Below are 15626 nucleotides of genomic sequence, written 5' to 3' on the forward strand. Positions count from 1 at the left end.
ACGCACCTTCCAGGTGTGAGGCGGACCGGAGGAAACCCCGGCCTTGGCCGAAGGCCCGCACCCCACCCAGGGGCGTGGAACGGCCTGTGGCCCGAGCACACACCTTCTCATCGACATGTTTGAAAGGACCTCCCACATGCGTAAGTGGGTCAGCACATCCGCGAAGTCGGTGCTCCTGACAGCCGGTTTCGTCGCTCTGGGCAGCGGCGTGGCCTTCGCGGACAGCCAGGCCGTCACGAGCGGCAACGGTTCCCTGCTGGGCGGCAACCAGGCGGTCGTGAACGGGGACGTCCCCGTGAACGTCTCCGGCAACGCGATCGGCGCCGTCCTGGGCACGGCCGGCGCCAGCAGCACCGACACCGGCGCGGCCGTGGTCGACCACCAGCACGGCCCCGACGCGGCCACGTCGGGCAACGGCTCCGCGATCGGCGGCAACCAGCTGGTCGTGGACGGCGAGATCCCCGTGAACGTCTCGGGCAACGCGATCGCCGCCGTGGCCGGGATCGCGGGCGCCAGCACGACCGACACCGGCGCCGCGGTGGTCGAGCACCAGCACGGCCACCGTCACCACCACCACAGCCCCGACGCCGCCACCTCCGGCAACGGCTCGCTGCTCGGCGGCAACCAGGCCGTGGTCGACCTGGACGTGCCGGTCAACGTCGCGGGCAACGCGATCAGCGCGGTCGGCGGCGTGGCCGGCGCCGCGGCCACCGACACCGGCGCCCTGGTGCACGACGGCCACGGCCACGGGCACCGCGAGCACCACTCCGCGCCCGCCGAGTACACGGCCATGGACCTGGTGCACGAGGCCGCGGAGAACGCCACCATCCTGCCGCTGCCGGACACCTCCGGTGTGAACGCGGGCGTGCTGCGCCAGTCGGCGCCCCGTGAGCACCAGTCGGCCCCGCGCGAGCACCAGTCCATCGCGACCTCGGGCAACGGCTCGCTGGTGGGCGGCAACCAGGCCGTGGTCGACCTGGACGTGCCGGTCAACGTCGCGGGCAACGCCATCGGCGCGGTCGGCGGCGTGGCGGGTGCGGCCTCCACCGACACCGGCGCCCTGGTGCTGGAGGGGGAGGAGCACGTCGTCACCTCGGGCAACGGCTCCGCGGTCGGCGGCAACCAGCTGGTCGCGGACGGCGAGGTCCCGGTCAACGTCTCCGGCAACGCCATCGCGGCGGTCGCGAGCCTGGCCGGCGCCAGCAGCACCGGCGACGGGGCCGCGGTCGTGCACCAGAGCGCGCCCGAGGCCCAGTCCAGCGCCCTGGACGCCCTGCCCCTGGTGCAGGAGCTGCCCGAGATCCCGGTCTCGGACATGCTGCCCGTCGAGTACGAGGTGAGCGAGACCACCCGTCAGGCCGTGGAGCAGCACGCTCCCGAGCACGCCGACCAGCTGCCCGAGTCCGCCCCCGTGGGTGTGGCCGACCCGGTCAACGAGCTGCTCGGCGCCGCGGGCGTGGGCCTGTAACGACAGAACAGGGGATCGCGCCCGCGTCCGTGCGGGCCTGAGGGAGTACGGCGTCCCGTTCCGTGAGGAACGCGGTGGACTGCGGGGTGCCGTATCCCACAGGGCGGCGTCGGACACGGAGCGCGATCCCGGACCGGCACAACGCGTGCCGTACGCGTCGACGGGCCACGACGACCCGCCTCCGCACTCCCGTTCCGTGAGGAACGCGGTGGACTGCGGGAGCGCGGAGGAGCTGGCCGTCAGCCCGTGACGTGAGCCGAGTCCTCCCGGGAATATCCGGGAGGACTCGCCGCATTCTGGGGAAAGCAGACACTCGGTCACCGTCAAGTGTGACCGAAGTCACTCGCGGGGGCCGTTAGGGGTGCTCGTCAGAGGCGGTGCTGGCCAACCGGCCCACGTTGCCGGGGCGGCTCACGTACGCTACGGACCGGTACCGGTTCGGGAAGCGCTTATTCTGCGGGTGCCGGTGGGCGTGGGCCGGGTGTCCACCCAGAGCGACGGAGCCCTCACCCGCGGAGGGGGCAGTCCCTCCCGCCCACCGACGGGGGGAGCGCCTGGAGTTTCGGTTACTGTCGGTTCCCAGGAGCTTCCGACAGACCGCGGCCGGAAAGATCACGTAGGGCTAGACGTAGGGGAAGAGCGTGCCACCCACGAAGGGCAGCGCCGGCAAGAACGGCTCGAAGGACAGCGGACGACAGGGGGCGGGCACCGCCCTCGTCATCGTCGAGTCACCGGCCAAGGCGAAGACCATCGCCGGTTATCTGGGGCGCGGCTACGTCGTGGAGTCCAGCATCGGCCACATCCGCGACATGCCCAACAAGGCCGCCGAGATCCCCGCCAAGTACAAGGGGCAGGCGTGGGCCCGGCTCGGGGTGGACGTCGACGGCGACTTCGAGCCGCTCTACGTGGTCAACACCGACAAGAAGGCGCACGTCAAGAAGCTCAAGGAGCTCATGGCCGACGCCGACGAACTCCTCCTCGCGACAGATGAGGACCGCGAGGGCGAGGCGATCGCCTGGCACCTGCTGGAGGAGCTCAAGCCCCGCATCCCCGTCCGCCGCATGGTCTTCAACGAGATCACCAAGGACGCCATCCAGCGCGCGGCCCACAACACCCGCGACCTGAACACCCGCCTGGTCAACGCACAGGAGACCCGGCGCATCCTGGACCGCCTCTACGGCTACGAGGTCTCCCCCGTGCTGTGGAAGAAGGTCATGCCCAAGCTCTCGGCGGGCCGCGTGCAGTCCGTGGCCACCCGCCTGGTGGTCGAGCGCGAACGCGAGCGCATGGCGTTCACCTCCGCCGAGTACTGGGACCTCAAGGCCCTCTTCGACGCCACCGAGGCCGGTGTCGCCGAAGGCCCCGCCACCTTCCCCGCCGCCCTCGTCTCCGTGGACGGCACCCGCGTCGCCGCGGGCCGCGACTTCACCCCGCAGGGCACGCTGCGCTCGGACCGCCCCGTCCGCCAGCTGGACGAGGCCGCGGCGCGCGGCCTCGCCGAGCGGCTGTCCGGCGCCGGGTTCTCGGTCTCCTCGGTGGAGCGCAAGCCCTACCGCCGCTCGCCCTACGCGCCGTTCCGCACCACCACCCTCCAGCAGGAGGCGTCCCGCAAGCTCGGCCTGTCGGCCAAGCAGACCATGCAGGTCGCCCAGCGGCTGTACGAGAACGGCTACATCACCTACATGCGCACCGACAGCACCACGCTGTCGGACAGCGCGGTCAAGGCCGCCCGCTCCCAGGTGCGCAGCCTCTACGGCGGCGACTACCTGCCCGACAAGCCGCGCGTGTACGCCAAGAAGGTCAAGAACGCCCAGGAGGCCCACGAGGCGATCCGCCCGTCCGGCGACACCTTCCGCACGCCCGCCCAGACCGGCCTGTCCGGCCCCGAGTTCCGGCTCTACGAGCTGGTCTGGAAGCGCACCGTCGCCTCCCAGATGAAGGACGCGGTCGGCGAGTCCGTCACCGTGCGCATCGAGGGCACCTCCTCCGGCGGCGAGGTCGCCGAGTTCAGCGCGACCGGCAAGGTCATCACCTTCCACGGGTTCCTCAAGGCCTACGTGGAGGGCTCCGACGACCCGGCCGCCGACCTGGACGACCGCGAGCGCCGCCTGCCCGCGATGTCGGAGGGCGACCCGCTCAAGGCCCAGAACCTGGAGGCCGAGGGGCACAGCACCCGGCCGCCCGCGCGCTACACCGAGGCCACCCTGGTCAAGGAGCTGGAGGAGCGCGAGATCGGCCGCCCCTCCACCTACGCCTCGATCATCGGCACCATCCTGGACCGCGGCTACGTGTTCAAGAAGGGCACGGCGCTGGTGCCGTCCTTCCTGGCCTTCGCCGTGGTGCAGCTGCTGGAGCGCCACTTCGGCAACCTGGTGGACTACGAGTTCACCGCGCGCCTGGAGGACGTGCTCGACGACATCGCCCGGGGGGAGGCCGAGAGCCTGCCGTGGCTGCGCCGCTTCTACTTCGGCGGCGAGGACACCGAGGGCCAGCGGGAGACCGGGCTCAAGGAGCTGGTCAACGACAACCTCTCCGACATCGATCCCAAGGAGATCAGCTCCCTGCCGCTTCCCGGCACCGACATCGTGCTGCGGGTGGGGCGCTACGGCCCCTACCTGGACCGGGACGGCGTGCGGGTGAACGTGCCCGAGGACCTGGCCCCGGACGAGTTGACCGTGGACAAGGCCGAGGAGCTGTTCGCCCAGCCCAGCGGCGACCGGGAGCTGGGCACCGACCCCGAGACCGGCCGCGTCATCGTGGCCAAGACCGGGCGGTTCGGCCCCTACGTCACCGAGGTGATCGAGGAGCCGCGGGAGGCCGAGGAGGGCAAGGCCAAGACCAGGGCCAAGGCCAAGGTCAAGCCGCGCACCAGCTCGCTGCTCAAGTCGATGAGCCTGGACACCGTCACCCTGGAGGACGCGCTGCGCCTGCTGTCGCTGCCGCGCGTGGTCGGCCAGATCGACGGCGAGGACGTCACCGCGCAGAACGGCCGGTTCGGCCCCTACATCAAGAAGGGCACCGACAGCCGCTCCCTGGAGACCGAGGAGCAGATGTTCACGGTCACCCTGGAGCAGGCCGCGGCGCTGTTCGCCCAGCCCAAGCAGCGCGGCCGTCGCGCCGCAACCCCGCCGCTGCGCGAGCTGGGGGAGGACCCGGCCTCGGGCGCCAAGATGGTGATCAAGGACGGCCGGTTCGGCCCCTACGTCACCGACGGGGAGGTCAACGCCTCCCTGCGCAAGGGCGACGAGGTGGAGTCGATCACCGACCAGCGGGCCGCCGAGCTGCTGGCCGAGCGCCGCGCCAAGGCGCCCGCCAAGAAGCCCGCGACCAAGAAGCCCGCCGCGAAGAAGGCGCCCGCCAAGAAGACCTCCACGACGGCCAAGAAGACGGGCACGGCGGCCAAGAAGGCGTCCGCCTCCACGACGGCCAGGAAGTCACCGGCCAAGGGGGCCGGCGCCTCCGACCCCGCCCCGGAGGAGTAGGCGCGGGGCGGGGCGGCGGGGAGCGGCCGGGATTCGTCTCCCGGGCCCCGGCACGCGTAGGCTCACCCGGACACCTCCCGACGGGGGGTGTCCGGGTGGGCGGTCTCCCGCGTGTTCGCCCCGGGTGGGCGCACCCTCAACCCCTGTGCGGGAGCAGCCTTCCGTACTACGCTTGGCAGGACTCACGGGAACGCGGAAACGTGCGCGGTCCCCGGAGCCATCCAACGATTCTGAGGCGGGTCCGCGATCCGTCCTTCCCTCTCCCCCTCACCGATAATCTTGAGCGCTATGAGCAGATCTGCACCCCTGGGAGCGCCGGCCGAGGCGCGCAACGTTCTTGCGATCACACCCTTCCGAAGGCTGTGGATCTCTCTCTCCCTCTCCAGCCTGGGCGACTGGCTCAGCCTGCTGGCACTGGTGTCCCTGGCGACCGTCTTCACCGCCGACGGATCCCAGCTCGTCCAGTACCTGGCCGTCAGCGGCGTCGTGGCGATCAAGCTCGCCCCGTCGATCCTGCTCAGCCCCCTGGTCGGATCGGTCGCCGACCGCCTCGACCGCAGGTGGACGATGGTGGTCGGCGACGTCCTGCGCGCCGTGCTGTACGTCTCCATCCCGGTCGTGGGCCTCCTCTTCCCCGGCTTCGCCCTGGAGTGGCTGCTCATCGCCACCCTCCTGGCCGAGGTCGTCGCCCTGTTCTGGACCCCGGCCAAGGACGCCACGGTCCCCAACCTGGTGCCCCGCAAGCTGCTGGGGCAGGCCAACCGGCTGAGCCTGCTCACCGCCTACGGCACCGCGCCCGTCGCGGCGCTGCTGTTCGCCGCGCTCGCCTCGGTCAGCAACGTGCTCGGCGCGTTCCTGCCCTCCATGGCCAGCCCCGAGGCCGACGTCGCCCTCTACCTCAACGGCCTCACCTTCGTCGTCGCGGCGGTCGTCGTCGCCGGGCTGCCGATCCCCAAGCACAAGCCCTCCAAGGACGCGGAGAGCGACACCCGCGACAGCGGCATCCTGCGCGCGCTGGGGACCGGTCGGCGCCACGCGGGCGGCACGCCCCGCGTGCGCGGCCTGGTTCCGGGCATGCTCTGCGTCCTGGCCGCCGGGGGCGTGGTCATCGGTGTCGGCCGCGTGCACGTCGAGGGCCTGGGCGCGGGCAACGCCGGTTTCGGCGTGGTCTTCGCCGCGGTCTTCGCGGGCCTGGCCCTGGGCATGCTGGCCGGGCCGCGCGTCCTCAAGCAGTTCAGCCGCAGCCGGCTGTTCGGTCTGAGCATCGCCCTCGCCGGGCTGGCCCTGCTGTTCGCCGGGGCCGTCGCCGACATGGTGCTCACCGCCGTGCTCACCGCGCTGCTCGGCGTGGGCGCGGGTATCGCCTGCGTGATCGGCCTGGCGGTGTTCGACCGCGAGGTGGAGGACGAGCACCGGAGTTCCGCCTTCGCCTTCCTGCACGGCGCCGCCCGCGTCACCCTGGTCGGCGCCGCCGTGCTCGCCCCGCTGGCCGCCGGGCTCATCGGCAGTTACCGGATCCCGGTCGGCCCCCTGAGCTACGACCTGCGCGGCAGCGGCCTCGTCCTCATGCTCTCCGGCCTGGCCGTCCTGGTCGTGGCGCTGGTCTGCTACCGGCGGATGAACCGCCGGGACGACCCCGAGGCCGGTCCCGGTCTGCTCCCGGAGCTGTTCGCGGCGCTGCGCGGCGTCGCGATCGCGCCGGAGGAGGACGAGGAGTCCAGGCCCGCGGGCGCGTTCATCGTCGTCGAGGGCGGCGAGGGCGCGGGCAAGTCCACCCAGGTGCGCGAGCTGACGGTGTGGCTGCGCGACCAGGGGTTCGAGGTGGTCGGCACCCGCCAGCCGGGAGCGACCAAGCTCGGCATGCGCCTGCGCGGCCTGCTCCTGGACCGGGAGAACTCGCACATCACCCCGCGCGCCGAGGTGCTGCTCTACGCGGCCGACAAGGCCGACCACGTCCAGCAGGAGATCCTGCCCGCCCTGCGGCGCGGCGCGGTCGTCATCAGCGACCGCTACGTGGACTCCCTGCTGGCCTACCAGGGCTCGGGGCGCGACCTGTCCTCGGACGAGGTCCGCCGGATCAGCGACTGGGCCACGCAGGGCCTGGTCCCGGACCTGACGGTGCTGCTCGACGTGCGGCCCGAGGACGGCCTGTCCCGCCTGGGCGGCCCGGCCGACCGCATCGAGGGCGAGCCGGCGGAGTTCCACGACCGGGTCCGCCGGGGCTTCCTGGAGCTGGCCAGGGCCGCGCCGGAGCGCTACCTGGTGCTCGACGCCCGCGAGCCGCAGGACAGGATCACCCGCGAGATCCAGCGCCGGGTGCGCTCCCTGCTGCCCGACCCGGTCCCGAGCAGCGCCGAGGCCGTCACCGGCATGATCCCGGTGATCGGGAACGACGAGGTCGGACAGGGCTGAGGCCGAGGCGGCCGGGCCGTCCGACACATCGAGGGCTCCCTGCCCCGCTCGGGGGAGGGGGCCCTCGCCCGTGTCCGGGCGGGGCCCGCTCCGGAGCGGGGGCGGAGCGCCCCCGGCGCAGCGCCGGGGGGAGAGCGGCCTGTGGACAACGGTCCGGGCGTCGGCGCCGACTCCTATCCTGAAGACCGAAGCACCAGCGGTGGGAGGGAAGCATGACGGTCTTCGACGACCTCATCGGCCAGCGGTCCACGGTGGGCCAGCTCCAGCGGGCCGTCGCCGGGGCCGCCGACCTCGTCTCCGGCGGACGGGGCACGGGGATGACCCACGCCTGGCTGTTCACCGGGCCGCCCGGTTCGGGCCGCTCGGAGGCCGCCCGGGCCTTCGCGGCCGCCCTCCAGTGCCGGGACGGCGGCTGCGGACACTGCGCCTCCTGCCACCAGACCCTCGCCGGCACCCACCCCGACGTGCTGTACGTGCGGCCCAGCGGACTGAGCTTCGGTGTGGCCGCCACCCGCGACCTCGTGCTGCGCGCGGGCTCCAAACCCTCCGGCGGGCGGTTCCGGATCGTGCTGTTCGAGGACGCCGACCGCGCCACCGAGGCCGCCTCCAACGCCCTGCTCAAGGCGGTGGAGGAGCCCTCGCCGCGCACCGTGTGGCTGCTGTGCACCCCCACCCCCGACGACCTGCTCGTCACCATCCGCTCGCGCTGCCGCATGGTCACCCTGGCCACGCCCGGCACCCGGGAGCTGGTGGACGCCCTCGTCCAGCGCGACGGGATCGACGCCGAGACCGCCCGCGCCGCGGCGGTCGCCGCCTCCGGGCGGATCGACCGGGCCCGGCAGCTGGCCACCGACCCCGAGGCGCGCAGACGCCGGGAGGAGGTGCTGTCCATCCCCGCCCGGCTCGACGGGCTCGGGGCGTGCGTCACCTCCGCCGCCCGGCTCTACGAGATCGCCGAGGAGGAGTCCAAGGCCCTCACCACGGCGCTCGACGAGAAGGAGAGGGAGGAGCTGCGGGCCGCGTTCGGGGAGGGCTCCACGGGCAAGGGCGTGGCCAAGGCGATGCGCGGCTCCGCGGGCGCGATGAAGGACCTGGAGGAGCGGCAGAAGCGCCGTGCCACCCGCATCAAGCGCGACTCCTACGACCGCGCCCTGCTCGACCTGGTCGCGTTCTACCGGGACGCGCTCACCCTCCAGCTGGGCGCCAGGGTGGAGATGTCCACGGCCGAGCGCTCCGGCGACCTGGAACGCGTCGCCCGCTCCAGCACACCGGAGTCCACGCTGCGCAGGATCGACGCCATCATGGAGTGCCGGGAGCGCATCGCCGCGAACGTGCACCCCCAGATCGCCATGGAGGCCATGACCTCCGCCCTCCTGGCCGGATAGGCGGCCGCCCCGCGGGCGCGGGACGCGGTCGCGGCCTCCCCCGCGGGCGGAACCGCCGTCCCGGGCACCGTTCCGGCGTTCTCGTGGCGGGCGCGGCCCTCCGCGCGGGCCCGTCGCGGGGCGGGCGGGGGGACGCGACACCGCCCCGGCGGGGGAGACAAACGCGAGTTGGACCGGTGCGGGCCGCGCCGGTCGTGGAGAATGGGGCGGCGCCGACGACAGGTCGGTCGCGGTCGGACGTGACGAGAGGGCGGGACACCGTTGGCGACGAGGGTTCGGGGACCGTGGGCGGCCGTGCTCGCCGGGTCCGTGCTGCTGGCGACGGCGTGCACGGCGCAGGGCGACCAGCAGAGGGAGGGAAGCGTCGCGCCCGGGCTCTTCGAGGACCTGGCGGCCTTCGCCGACCAGGAGCTGGCCTGGGGCGAGTGCGAGAGCGGAGTGTCCGGCACCGAGTGCGCCACCTACGAGGTGCCCCTCGACTACGGGGATCCGGACGGCGAGCGCATCGAGATCGCGGTCAAGCGCTTCCCCTCCGAGGGCGGTGACGTCCTCGGCTCCCTGCTCGTCAACCCCGGAGGGCCCGGCGGCTCCGGGTACGACTTCGTGGACCACGCCCCCTATACCGTCAGCGACGCGGTGCGCGAGAGGTTCGACGTGGTCGGGTTCGACCCGCGCGGTGTCGGCCGCAGCTCACCGCTGACCTGTCTGGACGCCGAGGGCATCGACGAGTTCCTCGGCGGGGTGGACAGCGTCGAGGGAGACGGCGACATGTCCGAGGTCTCCGCGGCCGAGCTGGCCGAGCTGGAGGAGGACAGCCGCGGCTTCGTCGAGGCCTGCCAGGCCAACCACCCCGAGCTGATGCGGCACGTGGGCACCGCCGACGTCGCCCGCGACATGGACCTGCTGCGCGCCCTGCTCGGCGACGAGAAGCTCACCTACCTGGGCGCCTCCTACGGCACCAGCATCGGCGCCCACTACGCCGAGCAGTTCCCCGAGCGCGTCCGCGCCCTGGTGCTCGACGGCGCCGTGGACCCCAGCCAGGGGCAGCTCGACCTCAGCGTGCAGCAGGCGACCGGGTTCGAGACCGCCCTGCGGGCCTTCGTGGAGGACTGCCTGAGCCGGTCGGACTGCCCGCTCAGCGCCCCCGGCGACAGCGTGGACGACGGGATCGGGGCGCTGACCGCCTTCCTGGCCGACACCGCCGAGAACCCCCTGTCCAACAGCATGGACGACCGGGAGGTCAACCGCGCCCGCGCCGAACTGGGCGTGCTCGCCGCGCTCTACACCGAGGACTGGTGGCCGCGCGTGCGCGAGGCCCTCACCGCCGGTGCGGAGGGCGACGGCACCCTCCTGCTCCAGCTCGCCGACGACCTCTACAGCCGCAGTGACACGGACGCCTACGTCAACTCCACGGCCGCGCTCATCGCGGTGAACTGCTCCGACTCGCCCAGCCCGCGCGACGTGGAGGCCTACACCGAGGCCGCGGCCCAGGCCGGTGAGGAGTCGCCGATCTTCGGCCCCGGCCTGGCGTGGGGCGCCCTGCCCTGCGCGTACTGGCCGGAGGAGGCGGTCGACCCGCCGGTGGAGCTGGACGGGGACGGCGCCGCGCCCGTCATGGTGCTGGGCACCACCCGGGACTCGGCCACCCCGTACGCGTGGTCCGAGGCGCTCGCCGAGCAGCTCGTCTCGGGTTTCCTGGTGACCCGCGACGGCGACGGACACACCGGTTACCGGATGGGCGACCAGTGCGTCGACGCGATCGTGGACGCCTACCTGGTCGACCTCACCGTGCCCGAGGACGGCATGGCCTGCGCCTGAGGCCGGCGGCCGGGTGGGCAGGCCGCCGTGTCCCCGGCACTCCGCCGAGGGGCTAGAATGGTGACCGCATCGCCGCGTGGGACACGCGGCGGCGCGCCGCCTTAGCTCAGTCGGCAGAGCGATTCACTCGTAATGAATAGGTCGTCGGTTCGATTCCGACAGGCGGCTCAGCCGAAACGCCACCCCGGACCGGGGTGGCGTTTTTTTGGCCGGGCACAGGTGGTGTCGGGCACCGGTTGCGGTGTCCACCGGTTCTGGTGAGCACTCGCTCCGTTGGCCGCGGGAGGGGGTCGGTCGCCTCCACGGTGAACGGCTCCCCGTGACGTCGGCCCCTCCACGACCGCCCGTACGGGCCCGAGGCGCCTCGCGGGCCGTGGCGCCGTCCGGTCCGGGCCCGCGCGGCCCTCAGGCGCGCTGCCGGTTCTGGAACCAGCCCCACACGGCGGTGGCCACGAACAGGACGGCGCCGATAACGGCGAGCCAGAGCAGGCCCTTGATGACCATGCCCAGGATGGCGAGGATGAGCCATATCGCCAGCAGCACCAGGATGAAGTAGACCATGTCGTCCCCCAAGATCGCGTCTCTTCGGGGCCTACCCGCTTCCGCGCCCGACCGCACACGCGGGGAGGCCCGACACGGTGTGTTCTCCCGGTGCCGGACCCCGGGCGCGTGCGTCCGGGCTCGACGGCCCCGGGAGCGCACGGGCCCCGCGCGGCGCACCGGCACCGCCGTGGACCGGCCCGTCAGGGCCAGGTGCCGTCCACCACGGTTCCGTGGCCGGGTTTGCTGCGGTCCAGCCACTCCTGGCGGTTGCGGGCGAAGGCCAGGGACCAGTCGACCTGGCGCTGGTGCAGCTCGGCCAGGCTGACGGCGGCGAGTTCGGGGTGCCTGGCGCCGATCTCCTCGGCCAGGGCCAGCGCGGCCGAGGCGTCGGCGGCCGCGGTGTGTGCGTCGGTCAGCTCCACGCCGTAGTACTCGCACATGGCGCCCAGGTTGCGCTTGCCCCTGCGGTAGGGCTCCACGCCCCGGTCGATCACCAGCGGGTCCACCACGGGTGCCAGCGGGCCGCTCAGGCGTTCGGCGAGGGGGGTCAGCCCGTGCCGCCGCATCTCCCCGGAGAGCACCCGGAGGTCGTAGGGGGCGTTGAAGACCACCAGCCCCTGCCCCGAGGAGAGCTGGTCGGCCAGCGCCTGTCCGATCTCCTCCAGGCACTCCCCTGCGGGGCGGCCCTCGGCCCGGGCCCGCTCCGTGCTGATGCCGTGGACGGCGACGGCGTCCGCGGGGATCTCGCGGGGGCCCGGGTCCACCAGCCAGGTGCGGGCCTTGCCCTCGCGGTCCACCAGCGCGGCCGAGACGAGGAAGGCGGTGTCGGGGTCGCGGGAGGAGGTCTCGGTGTCGAACCCCAGCAGGGGAGTGGTGTGCCAGCCGGGGTGGGCGCCCCGGACGGGAGGGGTGGGGCGCGGCTCGTGCTCCGCGCAGTAGGTGCGCCACCGGCCGCCCTCCTTGACGACGACACCCTCACCGGCGCCGACGGAGGACTGGCAGTCGGTGCATGTCCCGGGATAGCGGTTGCGCATGGGATCCTCTCGGCCGGACGGTCGACACCGCCGTGAACAGCGGCGATTCGTGGACATCGTAGAACGGCGCGGGGACAGTCCGCCGGGAGAGCGTGCCGCGCGCACCGCGGCGGGAGACGCCTGGGGCCCTTGATGTGCAAGTGCCGACTTCTGGGGAAGGAAGAGGGACATGAGTCTGGAAGAGGCATCACGTCAACTCGAAGCAGCCATCCACGACGCCCGCGTCTCCTTCGACTGCATCCTCCTGGAGGAGCTGGACCGGGCGCACACGAACGCCATCACCGCGCGTGCCGCCGTGGACGCCGCGGAGCAGGCCATCCGCGTGGAGATGGAGAGACGCGAGTCCGCCGAGGGCGGGACGCCCGGATCCTCCGGGACCGTGGACTGACCCCCGGCGGCATCGAACAGGTTTTCGAACAGTGGGTATGATCGGAGGCATGCCCGATCAGTCGCTGACGCCGGACTGGCCCGCGAGCGTCCACCCGCCCGGGGCGGACTCCTTCGAGCAGACGGCCCTGGTGTGGCTGTTCGACCACGTGCCCGCCGACTACCGGCTGCACGGTGTCCTGCGGCGCCATCCGGTCGCCCTGTCCCGGCTGGCCCACCAGTACGTCTCCTCGGCGCTGGAGGCCGCCCGGGAGGGCTACCGGACCGCCCGGGTCGACCTGCGCGACCACATGCCGCCGCACGCCCTCGACCAGGTCATGAACGCCTACCTCGCGGAGGGACAGCGCATGGCCGCCGTCCTCAGGTCGGTCGAGGCGGTCGACGCCGCCCTGCGCGCGGCCGCGACCGAACGGGGCGGCGATGAGTGAGTTCGCGTGCCCGTGTGCCCGTTCAGGCGGTCACCCGGACCACCACGGCCACCTCGTCGCCGGTGTTGACGAGGTGGTGGCGGCCACCGCTGCCCTCGGCGGAGCCCACCACCCGGGCCCGGCCGGCGGACAGCTCCGACGCCGAGCGCATCTGCCCGTCCGGGGCGGAGGCGATCAGGTGCGCGCGCCCGCTGACCAGGTACAGCACCTCCATGCCGTGCTGTCGGGACGGGTGCGGGGCGGGTCCGGACACGAAACTGTTGGGTTCGAGGGCCACCGCGGTCACGCGGAGCCTGCCGCCCGCCTGGCGCCGGGCCGCGCGGGGGACGAGCTGCCAGCGCCCCCGCCGGGACGGCCGCAGCGCGGGCCCGCCCAGGGAGGCGGCGGCGCCCCGGGCGGCGGTCACCAGGCGGCCGAGGGTCGGCATGCGGCGCTCGCCCAGGTGGGCGTAGCCGGAGCGGCGTCCGGCGTCCACCACGTCGCCGATCCCCTCCAGGGAGACGGGCGCGCTCCTCGGGGCCGGCGCGGACGACGGGGCCGCTGCGGCGGCCGGTGCGGTGGCGTTGTGGGGAGCGGGGAGTACGGCAGTGCCGGAGAGAGTGCGCTGGGGCATCGTGAGAGGATCCTTCACGTGTGCGCGCCCCGGGAACGGGAGCGCGCGGATGTCGTCTGGAGGCCCCGGTGCGCCGGGGCGGCAGGGGGAGCGGCCCCGCGGATTCACGCGGAGACGGAGATCACCCTGCGGGGAGGTGCCCAGCGCCCGGCGTCCACGATGGACTTGGGGGCGCGGAGGGGCACGCGGTCGGTCGACGGCGTACGAGGACGCCTCGGCTGCGACTCAGCGACGACAACACGGACACGCCGCACGGGCCAGGCGGCAGGAGGCCCCGGGGGCCGTACGAGCCATGGCGTCGGTGCGCGTGCGCGGATACATGGGTGTAAGGAGACCAGCAAAGGCCGGGAGGAGTCAAGCGACGGTGCGGTGGCCCCGCGTGTCGCCCCCCTCGCCCCGGCGTTCGCGGGGCGTGTTGCGGGCGGCGCTCCGTGGTGGTGACATGTGGAACCCGAGTACGGTGTGCGGCCACCGCCGGAAAGGGCTCCATCCCCCAGCCGTAGTGACAGGAGCGGCCGTTATGGCATCCGTCCCCGGAAGGCGCAGTTGAGCACCGAGGCGCCGGGACTGTGGGCGCGCGTCCTGGTGCGCGCGCTCGTCGTCGCGGCGGCCTGGGTGATGGCGCTCGGCTTCCTCGGACCGGGGGAGGCCCTGCTCGTCGCCGTCCTGACCGCGCTCACCTTCGTGCTGCTGTGGCTGCGCGCCCGCGCCGGAGGGCCCGCCCCGCCGCCACCGGATTCGACAAAGCGGTGAGCACCGTGCCGCGCGCGGCGTAGATTCTTGGTCTATGACGGACCGGGATCTTCTCCACGCCCTGCGCTCCGGCCGTACTCCGCCGGAGGACGCCTACGCCAGGCTTCTCGACGCGTACGGAGCGGAGCTGTACCGGCGCTGCATCCTGGTCCTGCGCGACCGCGACGCCGCGCACGTGGTGCTCAGGGACACGTTGATCGTCGCCCGCGCGCACATCGGGCGCCTCGCCGACGCCGACCGGCTGGGGGAGTGGCTGCACGCGCTCGCCGAGGCCGAGTGCGCCCGCCACCGGGCCAACGGCCTGCGGGCCGACGCCCCGACCGAGCTGGGGCTGCCGGAGAACACCGCGCTGGTCCCGACGCGCGTGCTCAACGGCATGGTCGGTCCCGAACTCGACGGCTACCGCACGCACGTGGCCGTGCGCGCCGACCGCTTCGACCGCGAGGGCTTCCCCAAACCGCCGAGCGCCCCGCTCATGACCCGCGGCCTGGCCTCCCTGCTGCCCGTCGCCCTGGCGCTGCTGTGCGCCCTGCTGCTGATCGCGCTGGCGGGGTACGTGCTCACCACGGACTCCGCGCACGAACCCCGGCCCGGCCCCGGGGCGGTCGCCTCGCAGGGTCAGCGCTGAGGCCGCCGCCCGGACACGGCGCGGCCCGGCGGGGAGTCCTCCGCCGGGCCGTCGCGGCGACGCCGTGACACGTGTGTTCGGGAGCCGACTAGCTCTCCTTGACCTCGGAGATGTGCGAGGCGTCGCCGTGCACGCCGGCCTCCTCGGCGCGCTTGACCGAGGCCACGATCTCCTGCTCGGCCTCGTGGCGGCCGACCCAGGTGGCGCCCTCCACGGACTTGCCGGGCTCCAGGTCCTTGTAGACCGTGAAGAAGTGCTCGATCTCCAGGCGCTCGAACTCGTTCACGTGGTGAATGTCACGCAGGTGCTCCTGGCGCGGGTCCGTCGCGGGGACGCAGAGCAGCTTGTCGTCGCCCCCCGCCTCGTCGCGCATGCGGAACATGCCGATGGCGCGGGCCCGGATCAGGCAGCCCGGGAACGTCGGGGCCTTGAGCAGGACGAGGGCGTCCAGGGGGTCGCCGTCCTCGCCGAGGGTCCCCTCGACGAACCCGTAGTCGGCGGGGTAGGTCGTGGAGGTGAACAGCATGCGGTCGAGACGGATACGACCGGTCTCGTGGTCCACCTCGTACTTGTTGCGCTCCCCCTTGGGGATCTCGATCGTAACGTCGAATTCCATGCTGATCTCGGCTCCCAATGCGACTAATGTCGCCGTATAACTACAACGTCAGGCCGCTA

Annotated in this window: 13 protein-coding genes and 1 tRNA gene; 10 read left to right on the top strand and 4 right to left on the bottom strand. The window is 73.1% G+C overall.

The window, feature by feature from the left end:
* Positions 1-136: 136 nt before the first annotated feature.
* The 6 genes from EV372_RS13040 (at position 137) to EV372_RS13065 (ending at position 10733) form a co-directional block, all read left to right on the top strand.
* A complete protein-coding gene (locus EV372_RS13040) occupies positions 137-1468 on the top strand; it encodes a hypothetical protein (RefSeq protein WP_130396229.1) in 1332 nt (443 codons plus the stop codon).
* A gap of 641 nt (positions 1469-2109) precedes the next feature.
* Positions 2110-4950 carry a type I DNA topoisomerase gene (gene topA, locus EV372_RS13045; protein ID WP_130396230.1) on the top strand — a complete coding sequence of 947 codons (2841 nt, stop codon included), beginning with the start codon at positions 2110-2112 and terminating at the stop codon, positions 4948-4950.
* A gap of 288 nt (positions 4951-5238) precedes the next feature.
* Positions 5239-7362, top strand: a complete 2124-nt coding sequence (gene tmk / locus EV372_RS13050; protein WP_130396231.1) for a dTMP kinase — start codon at positions 5239-5241, stop codon at positions 7360-7362.
* A gap of 212 nt (positions 7363-7574) precedes the next feature.
* Positions 7575-8747 carry a DNA polymerase III subunit delta' gene (locus EV372_RS13055; RefSeq protein ID WP_130396232.1) on the top strand — a complete coding sequence of 391 codons (1173 nt, stop codon included), beginning with the start codon at positions 7575-7577 and terminating at the stop codon, positions 8745-8747.
* Positions 8748-9041: 294 nt separating this feature from the next.
* Positions 9042-10565 (top strand): alpha/beta hydrolase, encoded by a 1524-nt coding sequence (locus EV372_RS13060; protein WP_130396233.1) that lies wholly within the window; start codon positions 9042-9044, stop codon positions 10563-10565.
* A 95-nt stretch (positions 10566-10660) separates the two neighbouring features.
* A tRNA-Thr gene (locus tag EV372_RS13065) sits at positions 10661-10733 on the top strand.
* Between the two features lie 237 nt (positions 10734-10970).
* On the opposite strand, the gene EV372_RS29050 is transcribed toward EV372_RS13065, so the two are convergent.
* Complete coding sequence (locus tag EV372_RS29050; RefSeq protein WP_156095244.1) at positions 10971-11138, bottom strand: hypothetical protein; 168 nt, start codon at positions 11136-11138, stop codon at positions 10971-10973.
* Positions 11139-11308: 170 nt separating this feature from the next.
* Positions 11309-12142, bottom strand: coding sequence for an exonuclease domain-containing protein (locus tag EV372_RS13070; protein ID WP_130396234.1), 834 nt, complete (start codon positions 12140-12142; stop codon positions 11309-11311).
* 169 nt (positions 12143-12311) lie between these two features.
* Here EV372_RS13070 and EV372_RS13075 point away from each other — a divergent pair, with 169 nt between their 5' ends.
* Entirely contained in the window at positions 12312-12530 is a 219-nt protein-coding gene (locus EV372_RS13075) for a hypothetical protein (protein WP_013155949.1), read from the top strand.
* 37 nt (positions 12531-12567) lie between these two features.
* On the top strand, positions 12568-12957 hold the full coding sequence (locus EV372_RS13080) for a hypothetical protein (protein ID WP_013155950.1): 390 nt from the start codon (positions 12568-12570) through the stop codon (positions 12955-12957).
* A 22-nt stretch (positions 12958-12979) separates the two neighbouring features.
* Here EV372_RS13080 and EV372_RS13085 read toward each other — a convergent pair whose 3' ends face one another.
* Positions 12980-13570, bottom strand: coding sequence for a cupin domain-containing protein (locus EV372_RS13085; protein WP_130396235.1), 591 nt, complete (start codon positions 13568-13570; stop codon positions 12980-12982).
* A 546-nt stretch (positions 13571-14116) separates the two neighbouring features.
* On the opposite strand from EV372_RS13085, the gene EV372_RS13090 reads away from it, so the two are divergent.
* Positions 14117-14323: a hypothetical protein gene (locus tag EV372_RS13090; RefSeq protein ID WP_019610469.1), complete on the top strand. Its 207-nt coding sequence runs from the start codon at positions 14117-14119 to the stop codon at positions 14321-14323.
* 34 nt (positions 14324-14357) lie between these two features.
* On the top strand, positions 14358-14951 hold the full coding sequence (locus tag EV372_RS13095; protein ID WP_130396236.1) for an RNA polymerase sigma factor: 594 nt from the start codon (positions 14358-14360) through the stop codon (positions 14949-14951).
* A gap of 88 nt (positions 14952-15039) precedes the next feature.
* On the opposite strand, the gene EV372_RS13100 is transcribed toward EV372_RS13095, so the two are convergent.
* The gene (locus tag EV372_RS13100; RefSeq protein WP_013155954.1) at positions 15040-15567 is read right to left on the bottom strand and encodes an inorganic diphosphatase; all 528 of its coding nucleotides are present in this window, start codon (positions 15565-15567) and stop codon (positions 15040-15042) included.
* Positions 15568-15626: the final 59 nt, after the last annotated feature.

This window comes from Nocardiopsis sp. CNZ308 (assembly GCF_004217075.1).